Source organism: Clostridium cuniculi, assembly GCF_004353185.1.
GTDB lineage: Bacteria > Bacillota > Clostridia > Clostridiales > Clostridiaceae > Clostridium > Clostridium cuniculi.
In genome coordinates this window covers 63,805-82,856 of sequence record NZ_SMUS01000011.1, presented here as the reverse complement: position 1 = coordinate 82,856, position 19,052 = coordinate 63,805, and the positions used below count along the sequence as shown (strand labels likewise).

Here is a 19,052-nt window from a genome sequence, read left to right as displayed (position 1 = left end):
TCTTAATATCTTATAAATTATTGATTTGTTTAACAGCCTCAATTAATTCATTTTCTACATATTCAGTAGTCCTAATTTCCATTGTCTCTGGATACATGTTATTTATTTCAATGCAATGTTTTATATATCTTTCATCCCCTAATAATTTAACTAATTCTAAATCTTTACCATCATTCCAATGTCCACAATCAAAACCAATCCACCAACTATTTTTATTTGTTTCTGCTGGATAATTATTTCTTGTATATTCAGAATAAGTCCAACCTCCATGAACATCTATAAGATTACTTACATCATCATAAAATTTACCATAAAGACAATGACCTTTAGGAATTTCTATATAACCACATCTATGCCCTAATTTGAGACCTATAATTACACATCTGTATCCATCCACTATAAAATCTTTTTCAACTATATAATCATTAGTAACTTTTTTACTTGTCACTTTTCTAGTATCTAGAATATTTTTAAATTTTCCTCTAACCCATTTTACTTCTTTGATCTTTACACCACCTTGATGTGTACTATAATATTTGCTTTTAAATCTACAAGTTATAATTTTAGTATTTCTTTTAAAATACTTACACTTATAATTTTCAGGATGGTCAATACATAATCCATTATATAAACCTTTATTATCTGTATTATATTTACACTTATATGTATCTATAGAATTATTTTCGTAGAAATCCCCATTCCATCTCCTACAATTGTCACAAATATTTTGATGTATATTCTCCATTAAATTATTAATTTCTTTTTGTCTTTTCATTTTTATTATACTCCTTTTATATTTTAAATTTATTAATTTAACTCTATAAACTCTAATCTATATTCTTGCTCTACTTCAGGATATTTAATCTTGTCTACTTTAGACAAAAACATATCTATAGGTCTTGCAAATATTTTATAGTCACCATACATTGCTTTATATATAACTAACTCTTCACCAGTTTCGGTATGTTGAGCAATTCCTATTACTATATAAATTTTACCTTTAAAATGTCTTACTAATTTACCTTCGTGTCTTTTTAATTGGCTTAATCTTTCAAATAATTTATATTCTTCATCGCTAAATATAAAGTTAAATCATAATCATTTCTTTTTAATTTTTCTTTTAATTCTTTTACAGTTATCATTCTTTCTTTTTCTCCTTGCTTAAAATATATTAATAACAATTAAAGCAGATCCAAATATTTTTATAATTCCTATCTTGAAATGCTCTTTCTTCATCTACCAAATCACCACATTGCCAACATCTAACTTCATTTTCTCTCAATTCTCTTGATACACTATGACCAGTACAACCTGTAATGTCTTTTGCAATCTCTTTCAAACTGCAATTATCATCAAATTTACATTGTTCACATCTCATGTAATAACCTCCATTTACTTAAAAAAATCATCATATGTTTTAACTTCAATTGTATGGCTTTGGTAGTCCTCAAATTCTACCAATAACAACTCTTCTGATATATTATTTGTAAGTTCTAATCGGTATACTTGCTTATCACCATAAATTTCTTTTATTTGTTCTAAGGCGAAAATTATTTCTGATATCTTTGCATTTTCCATTTATACACCCCTCCACATTCCTCTAAAATATCCATTTTATTAATTCACTTTAATATCTGAACTATTCGCTACTAACTCTATGTTTAAACTGCTTGAACTATGTTTTTACTTAGATAACACCCGATGTTAGTAGTGCTTCCTTCTTTTAATTCATCAAACTTTATTAAATACTCATATCCTTCACTTCCATGCCCAATTATTAATCCCAAATCTCCATTTTCTATACCATAAATATCTGTTAAGTTTTCATGTACATTTACCATTTTTACTCTAGTTCCTATTTTTAATATTGTATCCATTTCAATACCTCCATCTAATAAACAATACTTTCAAATTGTTCACCTTATTTTTATATTACAAATTAATCAATATAATAATCTATAAATATTACTTCGCCATCAGAATAACCTTCACTTGATATTTCAACTCTTGGATCATAATTATTATCCTTATCTAATACTTGACACTCTACCTTAGTAGTATCATAGTTAAAACCACATAATTTCATATCTTCTTTTATATATTCTCTTACTTTTTCTATACCACCGCATGACATAACATTCTCTAAAATCTTATCAAGAAATTTATCTAATTTCATATATTAAACCTCACTTCCACATATACCATTCATAATTTCTTCATTATATTCTAATTCGATTAGCTCAACACCGTTTTCTATCACTTGTAAACTTCCTAATATACCAATCAATCTATTTATCATTTGATTAGCACTAATTGAGTCACAATCACGAAATAAATAACAATATAATCTATCTAGTGCTTTAGGATTTGTTTCTTTTACTATATCAGTTAAATATTTATATACATGGCCTTGATCTATATATTTTCTATCCACACCTAAATATTGAGATAATATTCTTTCAATTGTATTTCTTGTTGAATATACTCTATTCCAACCTTTACAAGCTAATATAATTTGTTGATAATATTTATTTAATTTAGTTGCTTCTTTCTTCATTTCTCTGTACCTCAAACATTTTATATTTTATAAGTAAACCTGATACTCTATTAATTAAATCTGCTACTTCATCATTATCTACATCAATTTCTTCAAACTTAAATTTTAGCTCTTTGAACTTATCACAAAACTCTTTATATCTAATATCTTTTGTTTGAAAATATTTATATCTACACTTTGAAGTCATAATCCTTGCTAACTCCATAGATGCAATACTTTAATTAATTTCATTACTCCTTTTCCTCCTAATTTTTCTTGATAAAAACATGAATTTATTAATCTATAACCTCTTTTATCCTGATACCTCTCCAAAACTCTATATACTCAATGCTGTTTAACTCTCTATGTAACACAGTATTGATTTTTGTAAAATTCATTGGAATTTTTCTTCTGATTTTATCAATTCTAAATTTATTTTTCTTATCTTTAGCTGCAATCTTTTCTACATTTACGCCTTCTAAAATCACAACCCTATTAGGCTTTGCCATAGCTTGACCAAAACTTATATACATCTCGCCACCATTTAACCTATCGTTGTAATTTTCTTTCAGCTTCAAATATTTCATTGTCCAATTTATGTATTTTTCTAACTAATATATTAAACTTAAATTCTAATTCAACATCTTGTTCTTTTCTTATATTAAGCAATGCTTCTAACTCTCTAGCCCTCTTTATCGCTCTTTCTCTCATTCCATATAATTTTAATAATTCTACCATCTCATATCTCTCCTTTTATCAATTTATTATTTTAATTTATATTATTGTTTTGAACTTTCTATATTTAATATCTCCAGGAATTGCACCATCATATCTTCTAAAGAACCATCATTATTAATTACATAATCTACTTTGGTTTCTATTCCTGCAAAATCGTTCAAGTCTTTCTTAAATCTTTCGTATGCATCCTCTAAAATCAAATTAAATTCTTTTTCTTCTCTATTTAGATAACTTATAAATCTATCTTTATCATTTCTATGTATATAAATACTAACAACATTCTCTTTTCCTAATTGTTCTTCTACTTGCTGAAGGCCTATTGGATTCAATATTACTACATAGCTGCTTTTACTCAAAACAACATCTTTCTTAGCCATAGCATATTTTACAACTCCCTCTGATGGAATAATACATTGGGTAATCTCTAAGAATTTTTTCTTTGCTTCCATCAACATAAATTCTTCTTTGGTTACAAAATGATATTCACGATCTTGTTCTTCGTTACTTCTCATTTTTCTTGTTGTTACAGAAATAACTGGTTTTAAAAATTCATTTTTTACTATCATATTTAATAATGTATCTTTTCCACCAGATGATTCACTTAACAAAACAAATAATTTATTTTTCATATTCTCAACTCCTTTGATTTATCTTACAAATTTATATTACCATAACTTTCTAATTATTGTAAATCATTTTTGTTAATTTATATTATAAAATAGTTATTTTATTAGCTCCACAATTCATATGGAATTTCATCATCAATATCTATAAAGGCAACTTCTTGCCCATTTAATATTCCACCAGTAATTAACTTTGTTGATATTCCTTTTTCTTTATTGTATTTGATTCTTGCTATTTGATTATATACTTCCACAGTGTCTCTATCTACTAAAATTTTCTTCAACCCTAGATCAGTAGCACCACCACAGAATCCTCCACCTCCATATTCATTTTTTACTATATAATATTTCCACATCTCTTCTGGAGAATACCAAGGTTTTTCGATTACTATATATCCTATTTCTAATTCATTTCTTTCAATACTTCTAGCCATATATTGATAGTCTATTTGCCCATTCTCTTTATCATATGGCATTATTTCCATACACATTACAAATCACACTCTCTTTCATCTTCTAAAGCACAAATATATTCATTAAATTCTCTCAAAGCTAATCTGTATTCTTTTTTCGTATCTTCTAATTGTGCATTAGTTATTGATAATTCTAATGACTTTCTTATTAATTCAATTGTTTTATTTGTAAGCATATAATCATTCCTTAAAATCTTTTTAAATATACTGGTTTATCTTGCCCAAAATAATCTACTAAACGCCCAATTTCAACACCATCTATATTTACACCTACTTCATGAATCCTATTAAAACTAACTCCTGCTTCATAAAGCTCTTCAAATAACTCCATTAATTTCTCTATCTTTTCTTCCGCTACTTTTTCAGTCTTCTTTTTACGTGCTATGTCATGCCAAATCTTATCGTAATTCTTACCTTGCAACTCACATAATAATCTTAACTCTCTATCTTTTTCTGCATTTGGTGAATAAATATCGCAAAACTTTCCCCACATTTTAATTCCTTCTTTCTTCATTTAATAAGTTTAATATATCATTATAAAATTTATATTCCTTACATGTTCCTTTATCTATAAGATCTTCTGGAACTTCTATCTTATTTAATCTAGTCATAAAGTCTTCTTCTAAATCTTCTTCCATCTTACCAACTCCAATAAATCTTTTAATTTATATTAAAGTATTGTCTTCTTAATTCACAGCCTATTTTACATGGATTAAAAAAGTCATTGTATAATTTATCAATTTTTCGTATAAGTCTATCCATACCTTTTTCTTTTTGCTTTATTACTTTTACCTTCTTATCCCATTCTTTGTGTATTTCAATATCACTCATATTTCTATTTATCGGTTTACATTTCATGTTTATAATTTCTTTTTCTAATTTATCTATAACTTTATGTGTTTTTAGTATCAGTTTCGATAATTCAAGACTTTTAAATATTATTTCCCCTTCAAGATTAATCCATATAATATGATGTATGCCGCTTTTACTTATTAAGCAATCATTTTCAAATCTACATTTAAATATATCAGTAATTTCATAATTGGTAAAATCAAATTCTTTATTTTTATCCTTTATCTCTTCTATAGTAAACATAAACCCTCCTATATTCCTCTAAATTCATAATTTTATTTATATGCCTCATTAAAAATATTAATAAAGCATATAAATTACTTTCTTATATTTTATAAATTTTTACTAAGCTTTACTCCATAATAACAACGCATTTGTTTCTTTCAGTTCTTTATCATATTTTTCAATACGCTCATTAGCTTTAAAATATTTTTCAAATATATCCTCATATTCTTTTATAGACGAACTTACTTCTCCAAACATTATAATCCCATACTTATATACATAAGATCCGTTTTTTAATTCCCAATCTGAAGATAAACTCTTATCTATATAGTTGAAGCTGTATAGTAGTTCACCTATTTTTGAATATTCATCTCTTACTAAGCTTTCTATATTGCTATTTATTTCTCGTTTATTGTTATATGCCTTTCCAAAATTATCACCATCTTTAAAATCTACTGTTTCTATGAACTCTTGTGATACTTTCCATATGTCAATATTTCTCTCTAGAATACTATTTTTTAAGTTATCGACATTTGCAATACATTCATTCATTTGTCTTTTCAATATCGATAACTTCTCTAATCCCAATTTATTTGTATTCTCCACATCTGTTTTTACATAATTTTCTATTCCATTTTTTATTTTATTTTTAATTTCTTCAATAATTAAATCTGTACATCTAACTTTTATTTCTTCTGCTTTCTTTATATATTTTACACATTTCTCCTTTTCTAACGCTATCTTGTTTTCTAATTCTTTAATTTTATTTTCCATCTCAAATTACTCCTTTTAAAATAATCTTTTTAATAACAATATATTTGAATTGTTCACTCCATCTTGTATTTTCAAACTAACTATTTATACCTTTCAATTTAAAATCTTCCATAACTTCTGTATAAGTTTCTATCATTTGAGATACATCAATTTTATATCTACTATTTTTTGCTAACAACTCAACTAAGTCTATAAGTTTCCAATGTGCCTCATCTACTTCATATCGACTACACTTAGATTCAATTTCTATACATGTTTTAATTATCTCTTCTCCTCTTTTAGACATTCCCATTTTCTCTACCTCTTAAACAATCTTAAACTTTAATATCTTATCAAAATCCTTTAATGCTTGATCTCTTTCTGGATCATTATCTCCATAATCTTCACCTACATAATACCAACATAATATCTTCACTTTCATTTATACCCAATAAAAGTATTTGAAAATGGTCATTAGCACCTTCTATTGTATTTAATACATCTATTGCATTACCTATATTTGGACTATCATTATACTTTATTCTAAACTCGTTATATTTAATTTGCAGAGTATCAAAGTATTCTTCATCAAAATCTGATTCATCTGATAAAAATATTTTATATAATTCTTTTGTTAGGCTTACTTTAAAATTGTATTGCATATTTTATCTTCCTCCTATTGTTTTAAAATTAACTTTTTATATTATTTAGGCTCAGCAACCCTTAATACTATTTTTCCTTCATATGTAGTTGCATGTATTTTTACCACTTCCCAATTTAAATACTCTTGTGTTGTATCTTTACTACCTTTCTTATTAGCTATTTCAAAAACATCTCCTTGTTTATCTCCATAGGTTATAATAAATTCTTGGCCGTAACTGGTTTCTAAAGATAATATTTCTTTTAATCTCATTCTCATCCACTCCTCTTAAAATTCAAATTTCATTTATATTTATCTTATGTAATTATAATATCATAGTTAAATATAAAAGTAAATACTTTTCTCTATAATTTTATTAATTTATATTTAAATAATAAAAAGAACAGGTTTTTATCCCTGCTCTGAATATCTAAATGTTAATCCTCTCATGCCTTCTCTTTCGCCTTTGCATGTTTTCCCAACAACACTCTTATCTATATAGAATCCAAATGCTGCTTTACTATCTTCTACTACATCTTTAATGGATTCATAAGTCTTTATTATTTCACCTGTATTAATATCTATAACATCAATAGGTCTTTTATTTTTTGTTTTAACTTCTAAGCCAAAGATATTTTCTAATTCTTTTCTAAATGTAGTCAAACTAGAGTTTCCACTTGATAAACCTAATATGTCTAATATTTCTTTTAAATCACTTAATTCTATTTGTCCTTCAGTTTTATACATTTCTAATACTAAATCATATCTTCTATTTTTAAATAACATCCCCATGTCTGGTCTTGCAACTTCACTAGCTTTGCTAACTCTGTCTATTATTCCATATATTCTACTTACAGAAGAAGGAGTTCCGCTCATTGTTTTTATCATATAGTCGCCATCTTCATAGTCTGAACATGCCTTACACAACTTTACTCTTCTTATAAATTCTTTATCTATAGGTAATGAAACTACTTTTTTCTTAACAGTTGTAGTTAATATCATTTCTTCCTCATTTAAATCTTCCCATCTAACATTAGGCACATCGCTTACTGGTACACCATATCTAATTAATACATATACCATTTTTTCAACATTATCAGCAGATAATCCATCTACATATGCATAGAATTCATCTAACGGCATGTATTGTTCTTTTAATGCTTTATTATTTACTTCAAATAAATCAGTTGTTGGTATTGAGTCACACGGATTGTAGCTTATAAATCCTCTTTCAACGTTATATATCATATAATTATTTATAGCTGCAAATATAGCACGTTTAGTTGTACTACTATTAGTTATTGCCCCTTTAACCAGGCTCTCTATTTCTACACTTGTAAATTTTCTTAAATCTTTATTATTAGCTATTTCTGAACTATGCACATGCACATCTAACAATCTATAATAAGTTATCTTTGTTTTTTCTGCTATATATCCGTTATTCTCATCATCGTTTAACCAGTTTATCTTATTGTTCTCGTACTCATCAAATTTTAAATTTTTATTTTCCAATTTAACTCTTTCATTTTTTATTAATTCTTCAAAAGTTTTCATTATTTAATCACCTCGCTCAGAATTAAATCTATACTACTATCTGCTATATACTTTTCATTAAATGTGTTTGTGATTTTTTCGCAATTATTTTCTATATACTGGATCAGGTTGTAAATATCCATTCCATATTTTTTATCTCTAACTTCTGCTGCAAACTTTATATACATTTTAAATATATTTCTATTCAAATAAATACTATCAATCATTTTTTCTAAATTATTATCATATAATTCTTTTAATACATAATCTAATGTTTCATCAATTACTTTTGCCACTTTTTCTCGGCTTATTGTGTTCTTTAGATCATCATTCATCTCTATATTAGTTTTCTTAAATGCATCTATTAATATTCTTTTTTCAGTATAATTATTTTCTAATTTCATTTCCTGCTTAGTTAATGCTGTATGTCCGTTTAACCATTTGCATTCTTTTATAAATTCATCTATAAATATATTATCATCATTAGGAGTAATTGCATTTAAATAATCTAGATTAGTCGTACAGCGTTTAAATGTACTAACTATAAAGTGTCTAATAGCTGCCTCATTATCAAAAATATGAACAAAACATCCTAATTCAGCCTTTATTGTTTTTCCTTCTGCTTCAGCTTTTTCAACTGCATTGCACATAGCTGTTAATCTATGCCACCCATCAACACACATTAGTGGTAAATAAGTTTCTGATTCAAAATCAAAGTTCGGTTTAATCCACATATCACCTATATTTTCATACATTTTTTTAAATTTAAAGTTTTCACTTATTCCTGCTGTATTATTAACTAATATAGCAAAATGAATAGATGTTGGTGTCATTCTTTCTTCTGAAAACTCTTTTTCCATATCTAATATATTTTCTATATTTGCATCAATTTTCTTTATAGTTCTTCCAGAAGATGTTCTAACCACCTTAGGTGCACGTTGAAATAACTTATTATAGGAATATAATGAATTTTTTCTCATTTCTACTGCTTGCTTCCCATCAATAACACCTAAAAAGTTTTTGCTATCTATCTGTCTGATTCCTTTAAACAATACATAATCTATTTTTTCTTTAACTTCTATCTCATTGTTGTAGCTAAATATTTCACCTTCACTAAAGTAATTAGATAGTTTAAATTTTTCAGAATCTAACTCATTCTTAAATACTTTTGTTATAGCTATTAATACATTTTTATCTAAATGATCTTCATCTATAGATTCACTAAACAATTGACTCGGTATAGTTGAAGGTAATTTTTTCTTTATAAACTCTTCTCTTAACTCTTTTTGTAGTTTCTTATTATTTATATTATCTTCTACAGTTTCTAATATTCTCTCTTTTAATTTTTCTAAGCTTTCCATAACAACAAACACTCCTTCTATAAATATAATTATATATAAAAACAACAGTTTAATCAATCTTTTTTATTATTTTATATATGTATTATATCCTAAAAGGAGTGTTTTTATGTTTATATTTTGTTAATTTCACTTATATATTAGCACTTAAATGTGCTTATTCTACAACAATAATATTAATTCATTGCTTTTTAATTTTATATGTATTACATCTTCCCCAAAGAACTCGGCTTTTATAATTTTTTCTTTATGTATTTCTTCCCATAATTCATCTGAATCAACATCGAATTTTTTTTCTCCATTTCTCTCAACATCTAACATCTCCTTTTCTATTAATACTACCTCTAAGTCTAATAAACTTAATTCTTCTCCCATCCTAAATTCCCCCTTCCTAGAACATGTGTTCTTTTCTTATTGGTATTATATCAAATAAGACAACCATTTGTCTACAATAACATTATATAACATTTTTTTCACATTTTTATTCCGTATAGTAATAATTATCGTCTATTTTTGCCATATTCCTTCATTTTTGTATTTGTATTGCTTTGTTTTTTCTCCTATTTTTTAATATTATTAAATATAATAAAAATATTAAGAAAGGAATACAAATGATAAAATTAAATTTAAAAGAACATAGGATAAAAAATAAACTCACACAAGATCAACTAGCTATTAAATCTAAAGTATCTCAAACTTACATAAGTAGATTGGAAAATAATAATTTCCGTTATCGTGGCTCTAATGAACGTGACAGATTTATTGAAATTTGTAAAAACTTAAAAACCTGTCCTAGCGAAATAATTCAATACAATTGTAATAATTGTGTTATTATGCCAACGAAAGAGTTACGAAAGACTTGCCGTAGAAATCACATTAATAAAGGCTGTTCTCATATGTTTCTATTAGAAGAGTAGGAAAACCCTACTCTAATATTTTGCTGCAGTATTCAACCATTATTTTATCTATTTCTTCGGTGCTATGAAAATATACTGTTGTACCCATGTCACCTTTGCAACTCCATCCTAATATCTTGTTTCTTATAGAGTCAGGCGTACCAACTGCCATTAAAGCTATATTTGCATAATGCCTAAAACAATGGTTTGTAACGCCCTTAATTCCTAACTCATCACAATATTTTTTTATCATTATGTTACTAGACTTCGTTTCTAATTTCTTTCCCGATCTAGCAGAAACATTTAAATAACTATCGTCTTTTAAATCAAATTTTTTCTCATATTCACTAATATAATTTTTATAATACTCTAATACTTTACCTGCAATTGGTACTCTCTTATTTAATTTTGTAGAATCTTCATTATGAATATTTATATTTATCATCTTATAATTTTTAAAATCATTAATGTCTTTTAATTTAATACTTAATGCTTCTTCTATTCTTAACCCTGTAGTAGATAACAATGCTAATAAAAATCTATCTCTTTGTGAATTAAAGTCAACATTTTTTTCACCGTATCTCTTTGTTTGAGTTTGATTTAATATTTTTTCTACTTCTTCTTTTGTTAATATTTTTTTCTGTTTAGGCATTGTTTTTTTATAGCCTTTTAATCCCTGGGATGGATTATTGCCGCTATACTTTGAATAATAATTAAAGAATGTTTTCAATGCCATAATAACTCTATTTATAGTTGATCTTGAATAATTCTTATCTTCTAAATAGAATACAAAGTCTTCTAACTCTCTATACTCTATTAAAGATAAGGATTCTTCAAATCCAATATCATCACCTAAATTTATCTTTATGTAATCATAAAATTTAGCTAAATCACTTTTATATGCTTTTATAGTATTCGCTGATGTTTCGGCTCTTAATAATTCTCTCTCAAATCTATTAATTATCATTTCCATTTTGATTACCCTCATTTTTCTTAATTTCTATAATTACATATTACCATACTTTTCAAATTCAGTCAACAAGTTTTATTAATTTGTATTATAAGGTGGTTTTATAGATGAGCCACCCAAAACTATTTATATTTATGTATTATGATGCTTTATTCCTTAATAATATATCTTTTACTTTAAATAAACTCTTCCCTAGTTCATTCCATAACTGTTCTTCATCAGCAATAACCAAACAATTAACTTTTTGTTTCAATGTAGAAGGACTTAATAACTTTTTCCCCGAATTTAACCTATCATCTTGAATTTTTCTTTTCTTATTTTCGACTCTAGTTTTTAAATCAATTCCATAATCATCTTCTAATTGCTTGTATGTTAATGTGTATATTTCAGACTGATCTTTACCAGTAGCTCTTGCTACACTATTGACTTCATTTGTAAATTGTTTTCTATCTCCTATTACAAAGATATTTGATATTCTTGCATTAGCTTCGCTTATTTCATCTTTTAATTTTTTTATTTCTCTGCTTTGTAAATATGTATTTAATTCTGTTTGTTTATTGTTTAACATCATTCCTGATAATACATCCGTTGGATTCATTTTTACTATAGTTTCATATTGATGTATTGTTAATCTTAGATTTCTTTCTGTTTCATCTTCTATTAATTTTAATTTTTCTTCTTTAGAATCAAATCTTCCTGTCTTTAAAACTTTAGGTATTACATCATCAAATATCCATGACTCAAGTTTATCTGCATTTTCTTTTCTACTTTTTACTATCAATCTTATTATATCACCTTGTGGAATTAATTTTACTGGATACCCACCCACTTTTAAGCTGTCCCATTTTAGGACACCTTTGCAATGATCTAAAACAGCCTTGCTAGGTCTTTCATATTCTAACATTTCAGCAACGTCTGTTCCTACTGCATATGGCTTACCATTAATTTCAATCATTCTTATATTACCAAATTCTTCATTGTTAAAAATCATTAAATTATTATTCATACTTTCTAATTCTCCTTTATTATATTAATCTGTATAGTTTTAAGTGGACACCAGTTAAGATGTCCACTCTTCTAATTAATTCCAAGGATTCAAGATTGCTAATTCAATCCCATCTTTATCATTTGTGTTCATTGACCAGGGATTCAAGATTCTAGGTTTCATCATTGTTACACCTCCCATTATGCCTATTGCTATAACTATAGCTGCTCCTAGAATGATTCCTTTTCTCATAGTCTTTTTCATAAATGTACCTCCAAAAAATTATATATATTCAACCCCCCCTAAAGAGGAAATTGTCTAGTAAGCACAGTTATAATCTTCTTGTGAATAATCAGGAAAATTCCTTTTTATTTCTTTGTATATTTCTATTTTTAAATTGCAAAGATTTTTTAAAATCTCTGCGCTAATTAACTTATTTTCATCTATTAGTTTAGATTTCTCATAATTATGTATGTCCATAAGGACATTTTCTATTTCTTCTATATCTTTCGTTAGAAATGATATATTTGCTTTAGCTGTATAAATTCTAACTGTATCATTATTAATTATTGCATTTTCTAAATTTATATTGTTAATTTCTATTTGTTCGGCAGTACTTAAATCATCTTTGTACACTTCTGCATATAAATTCATATAATCTATATATCTATCTCTATACTCTTCAATATATTTATCATCTTTTTCTAAAATTTCTTTGAATCTACCCATATAATATTTTGCGTTTTCAATATCACCCGATAAATACCTTATTCTTCCTATATTACATAAAACTATTCTATGATCCTCTGTACAATTCTTATCCGTCAAAATTAACATTAATCTTCTTAGTTTCTTTTCTGCCTCATCTATTTTCCCTTCGCCTAACATAGGGAATATTTCTTCTTTTACAACTCTTTGTATATTCATTTTACATCAGCCCCCATAAATCCTATCTTATCTAACTGCAACCATACCCATATCATTTGAAAATATATTTATATTTGCTATATAATAATTATTTATATTTTTTCTATTTGAATTACATATATTATCTAATTTATTTAACTCTATTTTATATCTTAGTTTTATTTGTTCTAAAGCTGTCTTTGGAACTATATCTTTTAGATCATTTATATTGTTTTCCCATCTCTTAACTTCTTCAACTTGTTTTTCTATTTCTTTTTCTCTTATATCTGTTAATGCTAACGCTGCATCTATTGTTTTATCAATTTCCTCCATTGTCTCTTTTCTTAATCTGCCTATGTAACTAACTAATTTATCCTTTGATATTGTTGTAATTTGTTCTGCCATTGCCATACTCTCTCTATTTAAACCAATTTCATTAATTAATAATGTTTGAGTCATTAAACGCTTCTTTGATACCTTTGAAGTTATCGGAATTACTGTTATAATTGGCCCGTATTTACCTTGTAAGTTATTACCTGCTATGATTACTGGCCTAAGTCCAGCTTGCACACTATCTTCGCTAATTCCTAGATCAGCGTAAAATATCATTCCTCTTTTTATCATAAATTCATTATTCATTTTAATTTCTCCTTTTTTTCTCTCAATCACTATACCTATATATTACCATATTCTTCTTATCTTTGTCAACTAATTTCGTTAATTTTTATTGAATTATTTTTTATATTAACCCTATTTCTTTGAAATTTTTTACAACATAGCTAATATGGTATATTCTTTTAATAATATCATAAGTTTCTAACAATGTTAATCTATTAGGCATAAGCAATATTTTTTCTTCTTGTTCTATTATTTGCTTATCGTAAGTTATTATATAATCAAATTTAACTAATCTTTTTATAAATCTCATTTCTTTTACTGGATCTGCTTCATATACATTTATACTGTTTATTATGTATCTTTTCATGAAAATCCACTTCCTTTGATTATATTATTAGCTGTATTTTTCTCTTATATACCTTTAATATCTGTTTAGTGTCATAATCCTGCGTAGAACTTATTAATTCACTTATAACACTCAAAAGCTCTTGAATAGTCTCATATTCTCTTCTATTGAATTTTTCTTGTATATCATTAAATCTATTATCTATATTATTTCTAACTAATACATCGAGTGTATTACATATTACGCTGTATTTTGTTAATTTACTTATTTGCTTCAATTTTTCTCACCTCTTATTAATTCTCATATCAATATATAATTTTTATATACTCATATAAGAAGCCGATAGTCTCGGCAAGCTTATTTATTATTGTTTAAAAATCTTTTATTGCTGCTGCGGTTTCTTTTTTATAACAATCCTCAACTTTATCTTGTAGATATTCTAAGAATTTTTCTAATTTCTTTTTATCTATATTCATTTTTTCACCTACTTTCAATATATCTAAATTATACACTATTATATAGAAATTTAAACATTATTTTCTATATAGCCATTATCAACTAAATAGTTGTATACCATCATTTTATATATCTCTCTACCACCTTGAAATAACACACAACTTGTATCTAGATCGTTATTAATCTTCTTCCAAACTTCATTACCTAAATTCTTTATAATTGCCTGGTTAAACTCTGTTAAAGTAAGATTTAGGATTGATTTATCTAATTTCACATTAAACACCTCTATTTGTTAATTTTTATATGTGCAGTAACTCAGCCGTTTACTATCTGTCAATATGTCAGTTAATCTCATAAAACTAATATTCTATTTACTTTCTAAGCCACTTCTTTGACTTCAATATTAATCATTTCTATATTATCTTTCTTTTTATGTATTTCTCTATCTAGTAATAAATCTTTTAACCATGTTTTTGATCCTGTAGTAATTGTTATTCCTGCAAGTATTAAGAAGAAAGCTGCTGCACATGTTCCCCATATAGCCGACATTTTTATTAATACTTTTAAAGCTAATACTAAATAACTCATTATTGCACCTCACTTTTATTAATTTATATGTTAGTTTTTAATGAGATACCAACAAACTCATAATTTGTTTACTTCCTGTCTACATTTATTATTATAAGGTATTAAAATATATTTGTCAACATATTTTATTAATTTATATTAAAATATTTTATAGCTTATATTCCTCATTAAAATAGCCTAATTTTAGCTTTTATTTTCAATAGTATAATTTATCCTCTAAATATTAAACGCTTTAAATTCAGTCCGAAAACAGCTTAAAATCCTTATTTTATATCTATATATTTATGTTTCTTTAATTCATTCAATACATATTCAATTAATGCCTTGTTATTGCTATTATGACTAAATTTATAATTCTTTCTATTCTTTAATTGCTGCACTTTTAAACGTCCTCTTAACTTCTCCACACCTTCAAGATCCAGTACGGTAATGTTATAACTATTTATTGTTTTTATGCTTGTTATGAAGCCGTTAGCCTCTCTATATTCTTCTATTACTATTTTACCATTATTCTTTACTATCTCCATTTTAAACACCTCCTAGTAATATTATAACATAAATAAAAGGAGTCGTTAAACCCCTTTTTACTTTAATTTCTTTTTCTAAAATTTATATAATCTTCAACGCCTTCCTCTATAGTTCTTCCATACATTGTACTATCTTCAAGTGTTAAACTTATCTTTATTAATTCGCTAACTTCTTTAATTCTCTTCTTGCCTAGCTTGATATTCTCCTCGGCTAATCTTTTAGTTAATAAGTTTGATATTTCTTTAATCATGTTTTAGATCTCCTTAAATTATCTTTATACTTTATTATATGCTAGATAATCATAAATTATTGCTATATTTTTTTAATTTATATTTATAAAAATAAGTTGTTAAAGTCCTTTTACTTTCTCAATCTATTTTTAGTTCTTAAATCTCTATTCATATTATATATTAAATCTGTTTCAGGTTTATCAGTTAATGGTCTTTTATAATATATAAAATCATTTAATTCTCTATCCCAAACTGATAATTTAGCACTATAGTTATGTTTAAATTCATCTAAAATCTCAAGCACTTCGTTTATAGTTCTACATTCTTCCTCCCAACCATAACCTGTAGTTCCACTCGTATAATCAACTTTATATTTCATAATTTAAAACCACCTTTATGTATTTATTTCTTAACTTGATTTAAGTATACTAAGCTATTTACTTTTTGTCAATCATATTTATTAATTTGTATAAATAAAATGTACTTTTTATTGTAATAAGAAAAGCTAATACAAAATAAATCATACTAGCTTAGTCCGTTATGTTATATTCTTAGTATAGTTGAGTATTCTAAATTATTCATTTGGAAGTATTCGTCTAACTTCTCCATAAAACCATTAATATGACCGTATCTATTTTGAAATACTTCTATTGAACAAACAATGTTTTTAGATACAATAAATTTAAAATAGTAGTCATCATATTCTTTTACCTCGTTATTTCTTTGATAAAAAGTTTTACCTATAAATCTTTTGCTTGTTTCACTTCTCAATATACCTAAAGGCTCAAACTTATCTATATGATATTCTGAAATTAATATTATGGCTCTATCTTTAAATAAGTAAGTAAATTGAAGAACATAACCCTCTCTACTGTATACCGAGAATATTAATTCTTCTAATTTCTTGCTATCAAATTCAATGAAATAATATCTATCTAACTTATCGTTATTCATAAATTTAACACATTCTGCATCACTAAAATAAATACCTATAAAGTTTAAAATATCAATGATATATACCATTTCATATTCTTTTAACTTTCTTTGTTCTATTCTTGTCCTTGTAGTTTTATCGGTAAAATACAATTCAATGTACTTTAATACCTTTTCTATAGATTCACATACAGTATTATTATTTTTATCTAAAACATAATCATTCATTGTGTAAATATCTCTTGTTTTCTCTTTGCTATTATATCCTTCAAAATAAGATCCAAATTTGTCTATATAATATTGTTCCAAATATAAAAGTCTGTCAGCGTCACACTCTTCTAATACGCTAAACTCAAAAGCGTTTTCCCCGTATTTATTCCACGCTCTTTGTAATTTAATAGAATGATGTTCGTTATTGTTTAATAATCTAATATGTTCTTTCCATCTTCTTTCTATATTATTACTACTTCCTATATATACCTTATTATTAATTATATTTTCAATCTTATATATTCCTATCACGTTTTAATATCTCCTTTTCTTTATTAATTTATGTAAAATCGTGCGTTTTTAAGTACCTTTAAAGGTAAAATCGTGCATCTATTATATTATAAAACCCCCTAAAAATAAGGATTTCAGAACATAAAGACATATTAGTATTAACTACCTACACTCTAAACAGCTTATCAAGAAAATCAATGTCATCACTTTTATTGCCCTTATAATATATACATGGATTGACTATAAAAAACTCCTGCTTATAATCTTTATTTATCATCATTGCCTTTTTACCATCAACAAATATATTTAACAATAAAGTTTTTAATTTAGACTTATTACTTTTATACATATCTAAAATATTAGCTATATCATCTAATGTTAATGGATCAATCAATTCTGGTTGTATCTCTTCAGGATTAAAACATAAAACATTTAAATTATAATTTATGTATGGTAACAACTCTATAAGTATAAATAGCTTTTTATGATCTTTTGCAACTGAATTTATGTATATACTTTGAATAGCATTATTAAATATCCTTATGTAATTCTTTTTTGTACCTCCTATATCTCCATTTATACTTAATCTATTATTTATATGTATTGTTTTATCATTTTCTATTTTTATTAATTTATTTTCTATCAATGCCTTTTTAGTATATTGATATTCTCTTGTAGATAATTTTAATAAATCTTGCAACTCATATTCATATATTAATCTATATCTTTCTTTTTCTTCTTTTACCATTAATCTATCATCATTATATTTCAAGTATGTAGATAAATATATAAATCTAAATAGATATTGTTTAGCTATATCAGGCAAATTAGTATAAAAACTAAAATAAAATTTCCCATATAATCCAGTTATCTTTTCTATAAATTCACTTTTATTCTTGTAATATATAGCCTTCTCCTTTTTTATTTCTTCCTGTTTAGCATTGTTTAATGCTTCCTTGTGTATATAGTCTTGTGCGATGAATTCAAGTGCATCAGGATGAAGTTCTACAAATTCCCCCTCTCTAGTAATGCTATGATTTCTTATTATTTCTTTTAAATTGTCTACTTGTTCATTGATATTATTATTCATTAAAACACTCCTTTATATTATTATTTGTTATAAGCCGTAAGGCTTACGGAAGGAACAACTTTAGTTGTGACTGACTTATACCCTCAACTCAACCACCTCCTTTAATTAGATTTATACAAACAACAAAAAGACCTTTTAGGCCTAATTGTTACTTTTTAATGCTTTAACAAATGCTTTTATATTATTTTCTATTCTTTTATTAATTTCTTGCATTTCTTTCTCAACTTCTTGATCTAGTTCTGACCACTCATAAACCGTTAATTCTTTCATTGCT

39 protein-coding genes are annotated in these 19,052 nt (G+C 25.7%); 1 reads left to right on the top strand and 38 read right to left on the bottom strand.

Annotated elements, in window-relative coordinates:
• Window positions 1-10: 10 nt before the first annotated feature.
• The 23 genes from EJJ37_RS07475 to EJJ37_RS07375 all read right to left on the bottom strand — a co-directional run bounded on the left by EJJ37_RS07475 (window position 11) and on the right by EJJ37_RS07375 (window position 10,106).
• Entirely contained in the window at window positions 11-775 is a 765-nt protein-coding gene (locus EJJ37_RS07475) for a hypothetical protein (protein WP_133014976.1), read from the bottom strand.
• A 32-nt stretch (window positions 776-807) separates the two neighbouring features.
• Window positions 808-1,083, bottom strand: a complete 276-nt coding sequence (locus EJJ37_RS21005) for a DUF1653 domain-containing protein (protein ID WP_133015030.1) — start codon at window positions 1,081-1,083, stop codon at window positions 808-810.
• An 88-nt stretch (window positions 1,084-1,171) separates the two neighbouring features.
• Window positions 1,172-1,378: a hypothetical protein gene (locus EJJ37_RS07465; protein ID WP_133014975.1), complete on the bottom strand. Its 207-nt coding sequence runs from the start codon at window positions 1,376-1,378 to the stop codon at window positions 1,172-1,174.
• Between the two features lie 14 nt (window positions 1,379-1,392).
• A complete protein-coding gene (locus tag EJJ37_RS07460) occupies window positions 1,393-1,578 on the bottom strand; it encodes a hypothetical protein (protein ID WP_133014974.1) in 186 nt (61 codons plus the stop codon).
• A gap of 83 nt (window positions 1,579-1,661) precedes the next feature.
• The gene (locus EJJ37_RS07455) at window positions 1,662-1,877 is read right to left on the bottom strand and encodes a hypothetical protein (RefSeq protein ID WP_133014973.1); all 216 of its coding nucleotides are present in this window, start codon (window positions 1,875-1,877) and stop codon (window positions 1,662-1,664) included.
• 62 nt (window positions 1,878-1,939) lie between these two features.
• Entirely contained in the window at window positions 1,940-2,176 is a 237-nt protein-coding gene (locus EJJ37_RS07450) for a hypothetical protein (RefSeq protein ID WP_133014972.1), read from the bottom strand.
• Window positions 2,177-2,179: 3 nt separating this feature from the next.
• Window positions 2,180-2,557: a hypothetical protein gene (locus tag EJJ37_RS07445; protein ID WP_133014971.1), complete on the bottom strand. Its 378-nt coding sequence runs from the start codon at window positions 2,555-2,557 to the stop codon at window positions 2,180-2,182.
• On the bottom strand, window positions 2,538-2,744 hold the full coding sequence (locus EJJ37_RS07440; RefSeq protein ID WP_133014970.1) for a hypothetical protein: 207 nt from the start codon (window positions 2,742-2,744) through the stop codon (window positions 2,538-2,540). The genes EJJ37_RS07445 and EJJ37_RS07440 overlap by 20 nt, the downstream gene beginning before the upstream one ends.
• A gap of 88 nt (window positions 2,745-2,832) precedes the next feature.
• On the bottom strand, window positions 2,833-3,114 hold the full coding sequence (locus tag EJJ37_RS07435) for a hypothetical protein (protein WP_166484696.1): 282 nt from the start codon (window positions 3,112-3,114) through the stop codon (window positions 2,833-2,835).
• A complete protein-coding gene (locus EJJ37_RS07430) occupies window positions 3,086-3,274 on the bottom strand; it encodes a hypothetical protein (protein ID WP_133014968.1) in 189 nt (62 codons plus the stop codon). Before EJJ37_RS07430 ends, EJJ37_RS07435 begins: the two co-directional genes overlap by 29 nt.
• Before the next feature lie 41 nt (window positions 3,275-3,315).
• Complete coding sequence (locus tag EJJ37_RS07425; RefSeq protein WP_133014967.1) at window positions 3,316-3,903, bottom strand: hypothetical protein; 588 nt, start codon at window positions 3,901-3,903, stop codon at window positions 3,316-3,318.
• Between the two features lie 101 nt (window positions 3,904-4,004).
• Window positions 4,005-4,388, bottom strand: a complete 384-nt coding sequence (locus EJJ37_RS07420; protein ID WP_133014966.1) for a hypothetical protein — start codon at window positions 4,386-4,388, stop codon at window positions 4,005-4,007.
• Complete coding sequence (locus EJJ37_RS20140) at window positions 4,388-4,546, bottom strand: hypothetical protein (RefSeq protein ID WP_166484695.1); 159 nt, start codon at window positions 4,544-4,546, stop codon at window positions 4,388-4,390. Before EJJ37_RS20140 ends, EJJ37_RS07420 begins: the two co-directional genes overlap by 1 nt.
• 11 nt (window positions 4,547-4,557) lie before the next feature.
• Window positions 4,558-4,863, bottom strand: coding sequence for a hypothetical protein (locus EJJ37_RS07415; protein ID WP_133014965.1), 306 nt, complete (start codon window positions 4,861-4,863; stop codon window positions 4,558-4,560).
• Between the two features lies 1 nt (window position 4,864).
• The gene (locus EJJ37_RS20135; RefSeq protein ID WP_166484694.1) at window positions 4,865-5,008 is read right to left on the bottom strand and encodes a hypothetical protein; all 144 of its coding nucleotides are present in this window, start codon (window positions 5,006-5,008) and stop codon (window positions 4,865-4,867) included.
• A 22-nt stretch (window positions 5,009-5,030) separates the two neighbouring features.
• On the bottom strand, window positions 5,031-5,465 hold the full coding sequence (locus tag EJJ37_RS07410; RefSeq protein ID WP_133014964.1) for a hypothetical protein: 435 nt from the start codon (window positions 5,463-5,465) through the stop codon (window positions 5,031-5,033).
• Window positions 5,466-5,567: 102 nt separating this feature from the next.
• Window positions 5,568-6,221, bottom strand: coding sequence for a hypothetical protein (locus EJJ37_RS07405; protein WP_133014963.1), 654 nt, complete (start codon window positions 6,219-6,221; stop codon window positions 5,568-5,570).
• Window positions 6,222-6,297: 76 nt separating this feature from the next.
• Window positions 6,298-6,513 (bottom strand): hypothetical protein, encoded by a 216-nt coding sequence (locus EJJ37_RS07400; protein ID WP_133014962.1) that lies wholly within the window; start codon window positions 6,511-6,513, stop codon window positions 6,298-6,300.
• Between the two features lie 91 nt (window positions 6,514-6,604).
• The gene (locus EJJ37_RS07395; protein ID WP_133014961.1) at window positions 6,605-6,862 is read right to left on the bottom strand and encodes a hypothetical protein; all 258 of its coding nucleotides are present in this window, start codon (window positions 6,860-6,862) and stop codon (window positions 6,605-6,607) included.
• A 41-nt stretch (window positions 6,863-6,903) separates the two neighbouring features.
• Window positions 6,904-7,113, bottom strand: a complete 210-nt coding sequence (locus tag EJJ37_RS07390; RefSeq protein WP_133014960.1) for a hypothetical protein — start codon at window positions 7,111-7,113, stop codon at window positions 6,904-6,906.
• 138 nt (window positions 7,114-7,251) lie between these two features.
• On the bottom strand, window positions 7,252-8,394 hold the full coding sequence (locus EJJ37_RS07385; protein ID WP_133014959.1) for a phage lytic cycle repressor MrpR family protein: 1,143 nt from the start codon (window positions 8,392-8,394) through the stop codon (window positions 7,252-7,254).
• Entirely contained in the window at window positions 8,394-9,734 is a 1,341-nt protein-coding gene (locus EJJ37_RS07380; RefSeq protein ID WP_133014958.1) for a hypothetical protein, read from the bottom strand. Before EJJ37_RS07380 ends, EJJ37_RS07385 begins: the two co-directional genes overlap by 1 nt.
• A 159-nt stretch (window positions 9,735-9,893) precedes the next feature.
• Window positions 9,894-10,106 (bottom strand): hypothetical protein, encoded by a 213-nt coding sequence (locus tag EJJ37_RS07375; protein ID WP_133014957.1) that lies wholly within the window; start codon window positions 10,104-10,106, stop codon window positions 9,894-9,896.
• 236 nt (window positions 10,107-10,342) lie between these two features.
• Here EJJ37_RS07375 and EJJ37_RS21210 point away from each other — a divergent pair, with 236 nt between their 5' ends.
• Window positions 10,343-10,648 (top strand): helix-turn-helix transcriptional regulator, encoded by a 306-nt coding sequence (locus tag EJJ37_RS21210; protein ID WP_133014956.1) that lies wholly within the window; start codon window positions 10,343-10,345, stop codon window positions 10,646-10,648.
• A 7-nt stretch (window positions 10,649-10,655) separates the two neighbouring features.
• On the opposite strand, the gene EJJ37_RS07365 is transcribed toward EJJ37_RS21210, so the two are convergent.
• From EJJ37_RS07365 to EJJ37_RS21000, 15 genes are all read right to left on the bottom strand, one after another.
• Complete coding sequence (locus EJJ37_RS07365) at window positions 10,656-11,600, bottom strand: tyrosine-type recombinase/integrase (protein ID WP_166484693.1); 945 nt, start codon at window positions 11,598-11,600, stop codon at window positions 10,656-10,658.
• A gap of 136 nt (window positions 11,601-11,736) precedes the next feature.
• Complete coding sequence (locus EJJ37_RS07360; protein ID WP_133014954.1) at window positions 11,737-12,603, bottom strand: BRO-N domain-containing protein; 867 nt, start codon at window positions 12,601-12,603, stop codon at window positions 11,737-11,739.
• A 75-nt stretch (window positions 12,604-12,678) separates the two neighbouring features.
• Entirely contained in the window at window positions 12,679-12,846 is a 168-nt protein-coding gene (locus tag EJJ37_RS20130) for a hypothetical protein (protein WP_166484692.1), read from the bottom strand.
• 54 nt (window positions 12,847-12,900) lie between these two features.
• The gene (locus tag EJJ37_RS07355) at window positions 12,901-13,509 is read right to left on the bottom strand and encodes a hypothetical protein (RefSeq protein WP_133014953.1); all 609 of its coding nucleotides are present in this window, start codon (window positions 13,507-13,509) and stop codon (window positions 12,901-12,903) included.
• 27 nt (window positions 13,510-13,536) lie between these two features.
• Window positions 13,537-14,127, bottom strand: a complete 591-nt coding sequence (locus EJJ37_RS07350) for a type II toxin-antitoxin system PemK/MazF family toxin (protein ID WP_133014952.1) — start codon at window positions 14,125-14,127, stop codon at window positions 13,537-13,539.
• 100 nt (window positions 14,128-14,227) lie between these two features.
• On the bottom strand, window positions 14,228-14,473 hold the full coding sequence (locus EJJ37_RS07345; RefSeq protein WP_133014951.1) for a hypothetical protein: 246 nt from the start codon (window positions 14,471-14,473) through the stop codon (window positions 14,228-14,230).
• A gap of 19 nt (window positions 14,474-14,492) precedes the next feature.
• Window positions 14,493-14,729 carry a hypothetical protein gene (locus EJJ37_RS07340; protein WP_133014950.1) on the bottom strand — a complete coding sequence of 79 codons (237 nt, stop codon included), beginning with the start codon at window positions 14,727-14,729 and terminating at the stop codon, window positions 14,493-14,495.
• Window positions 14,730-14,978: 249 nt separating this feature from the next.
• The gene (locus tag EJJ37_RS07335; RefSeq protein ID WP_133014949.1) at window positions 14,979-15,182 is read right to left on the bottom strand and encodes a hypothetical protein; all 204 of its coding nucleotides are present in this window, start codon (window positions 15,180-15,182) and stop codon (window positions 14,979-14,981) included.
• Window positions 15,183-15,286: 104 nt separating this feature from the next.
• The gene (locus EJJ37_RS07330; RefSeq protein WP_133014948.1) at window positions 15,287-15,496 is read right to left on the bottom strand and encodes a hypothetical protein; all 210 of its coding nucleotides are present in this window, start codon (window positions 15,494-15,496) and stop codon (window positions 15,287-15,289) included.
• A 263-nt stretch (window positions 15,497-15,759) separates the two neighbouring features.
• Window positions 15,760-16,023 carry a hypothetical protein gene (locus EJJ37_RS07325; RefSeq protein WP_133014947.1) on the bottom strand — a complete coding sequence of 88 codons (264 nt, stop codon included), beginning with the start codon at window positions 16,021-16,023 and terminating at the stop codon, window positions 15,760-15,762.
• Window positions 16,024-16,085: 62 nt separating this feature from the next.
• Window positions 16,086-16,274: a hypothetical protein gene (locus EJJ37_RS07320; protein ID WP_133014946.1), complete on the bottom strand. Its 189-nt coding sequence runs from the start codon at window positions 16,272-16,274 to the stop codon at window positions 16,086-16,088.
• 110 nt (window positions 16,275-16,384) lie between these two features.
• Entirely contained in the window at window positions 16,385-16,633 is a 249-nt protein-coding gene (locus EJJ37_RS07315) for a hypothetical protein (protein WP_133014945.1), read from the bottom strand.
• 164 nt (window positions 16,634-16,797) lie between these two features.
• Window positions 16,798-17,709, bottom strand: a complete 912-nt coding sequence (locus EJJ37_RS07310; protein ID WP_133014944.1) for a GIY-YIG nuclease family protein — start codon at window positions 17,707-17,709, stop codon at window positions 16,798-16,800.
• 145 nt (window positions 17,710-17,854) lie between these two features.
• Window positions 17,855-18,778 (bottom strand): hypothetical protein, encoded by a 924-nt coding sequence (locus EJJ37_RS07305; protein ID WP_133014943.1) that lies wholly within the window; start codon window positions 18,776-18,778, stop codon window positions 17,855-17,857.
• 141 nt (window positions 18,779-18,919) lie between these two features.
• Window positions 18,920-19,048 (bottom strand): hypothetical protein, encoded by a 129-nt coding sequence (locus EJJ37_RS21000; RefSeq protein ID WP_275547925.1) that lies wholly within the window; start codon window positions 19,046-19,048, stop codon window positions 18,920-18,922.
• Window positions 19,049-19,052: the final 4 nt, after the last annotated feature.

Bases quoted from the DNA above. Each gene is read 5' to 3' on its own strand.
- EJJ37_RS07430 (WP_133014968.1), bottom strand. From the start codon at position 3,274: ATGGTAGAATTATTAAAATTATATGGAATGAGAGAAAGAGCGATAAAG.
- EJJ37_RS07365 (WP_166484693.1), bottom strand. From the start codon at position 11,600: ATGGAAATGATAATTAATAGATTTGAGAGAGAATTATTAAGAGCCGAA.
- EJJ37_RS07400 (WP_133014962.1), bottom strand. From the start codon at position 6,513: ATGGGAATGTCTAAAAGAGGAGAAGAGATAATTAAAACATGTATAGAA.
- EJJ37_RS07455 (WP_133014973.1), bottom strand. From the start codon at position 1,877: ATGGATACAATATTAAAAATAGGAACTAGAGTAAAAATGGTAAATGTA.
- EJJ37_RS07345 (WP_133014951.1), bottom strand. From the start codon at position 14,473: ATGAAAAGATACATAATAAACAGTATAAATGTATATGAAGCAGATCCA.
- EJJ37_RS20135 (WP_166484694.1), bottom strand. From the start codon at position 5,008: ATGGAAGAAGATTTAGAAGAAGACTTTATGACTAGATTAAATAAGATA.
- EJJ37_RS07315 (WP_133014945.1), bottom strand. From the start codon at position 16,633: ATGAAATATAAAGTTGATTATACGAGTGGAACTACAGGTTATGGTTGG.
- EJJ37_RS07305 (WP_133014943.1), bottom strand. From the start codon at position 18,778: ATGAATAATAATATCAATGAACAAGTAGACAATTTAAAAGAAATAATA.
- EJJ37_RS07425 (WP_133014967.1), bottom strand. From the start codon at position 3,903: ATGAAAAATAAATTATTTGTTTTGTTAAGTGAATCATCTGGTGGAAAA.
- EJJ37_RS07330 (WP_133014948.1), bottom strand. From the start codon at position 15,496: ATGAGTTATTTAGTATTAGCTTTAAAAGTATTAATAAAAATGTCGGCT.
- EJJ37_RS21000 (WP_275547925.1), bottom strand. From the start codon at position 19,048: ATGAAAGAATTAACGGTTTATGAGTGGTCAGAACTAGATCAAGAAGTT.
- EJJ37_RS07360 (WP_133014954.1), bottom strand. From the start codon at position 12,603: ATGAATAATAATTTAATGATTTTTAACAATGAAGAATTTGGTAATATA.
- EJJ37_RS20140 (WP_166484695.1), bottom strand. From the start codon at position 4,546: ATGCTTACAAATAAAACAATTGAATTAATAAGAAAGTCATTAGAATTA.
- EJJ37_RS07385 (WP_133014959.1), bottom strand. From the start codon at position 8,394: ATGAAAACTTTTGAAGAATTAATAAAAAATGAAAGAGTTAAATTGGAA.
- EJJ37_RS07445 (WP_133014971.1), bottom strand. From the start codon at position 2,557: ATGAAGAAAGAAGCAACTAAATTAAATAAATATTATCAACAAATTATA.
- EJJ37_RS07390 (WP_133014960.1), bottom strand. From the start codon at position 7,113: ATGAGATTAAAAGAAATATTATCTTTAGAAACCAGTTACGGCCAAGAA.
- EJJ37_RS07320 (WP_133014946.1), bottom strand. From the start codon at position 16,274: ATGATTAAAGAAATATCAAACTTATTAACTAAAAGATTAGCCGAGGAG.
- EJJ37_RS07375 (WP_133014957.1), bottom strand. From the start codon at position 10,106: ATGGGAGAAGAATTAAGTTTATTAGACTTAGAGGTAGTATTAATAGAA.
- EJJ37_RS07395 (WP_133014961.1), bottom strand. From the start codon at position 6,862: ATGCAATACAATTTTAAAGTAAGCCTAACAAAAGAATTATATAAAATA.
- EJJ37_RS07475 (WP_133014976.1), bottom strand. From the start codon at position 775: ATGAAAAGACAAAAAGAAATTAATAATTTAATGGAGAATATACATCAA.
- EJJ37_RS21210 (WP_133014956.1), top strand. From the start codon at position 10,343: ATGATAAAATTAAATTTAAAAGAACATAGGATAAAAAATAAACTCACA.
- EJJ37_RS07325 (WP_133014947.1), bottom strand. From the start codon at position 16,023: ATGGAGATAGTAAAGAATAATGGTAAAATAGTAATAGAAGAATATAGA.
- EJJ37_RS07355 (WP_133014953.1), bottom strand. From the start codon at position 13,509: ATGAATATACAAAGAGTTGTAAAAGAAGAAATATTCCCTATGTTAGGC.
- EJJ37_RS07420 (WP_133014966.1), bottom strand. From the start codon at position 4,388: ATGTGTATGGAAATAATGCCATATGATAAAGAGAATGGGCAAATAGAC.
- EJJ37_RS07405 (WP_133014963.1), bottom strand. From the start codon at position 6,221: ATGGAAAATAAAATTAAAGAATTAGAAAACAAGATAGCGTTAGAAAAG.
- EJJ37_RS07450 (WP_133014972.1), bottom strand. From the start codon at position 2,176: ATGAAATTAGATAAATTTCTTGATAAGATTTTAGAGAATGTTATGTCA.
- EJJ37_RS07410 (WP_133014964.1), bottom strand. From the start codon at position 5,465: ATGTTTACTATAGAAGAGATAAAGGATAAAAATAAAGAATTTGATTTT.
- EJJ37_RS20130 (WP_166484692.1), bottom strand. From the start codon at position 12,846: ATGAAAAAGACTATGAGAAAAGGAATCATTCTAGGAGCAGCTATAGTT.
- EJJ37_RS07380 (WP_133014958.1), bottom strand. From the start codon at position 9,734: ATGGAAAGCTTAGAAAAATTAAAAGAGAGAATATTAGAAACTGTAGAA.
- EJJ37_RS07465 (WP_133014975.1), bottom strand. From the start codon at position 1,378: ATGAGATGTGAACAATGTAAATTTGATGATAATTGCAGTTTGAAAGAG.
- EJJ37_RS07415 (WP_133014965.1), bottom strand. From the start codon at position 4,863: ATGTGGGGAAAGTTTTGCGATATTTATTCACCAAATGCAGAAAAAGAT.
- EJJ37_RS07350 (WP_133014952.1), bottom strand. From the start codon at position 14,127: ATGAATAATGAATTTATGATAAAAAGAGGAATGATATTTTACGCTGAT.
- EJJ37_RS07460 (WP_133014974.1), bottom strand. From the start codon at position 1,578: ATGGAAAATGCAAAGATATCAGAAATAATTTTCGCCTTAGAACAAATA.
- EJJ37_RS07440 (WP_133014970.1), bottom strand. From the start codon at position 2,744: ATGACTTCAAAGTGTAGATATAAATATTTTCAAACAAAAGATATTAGA.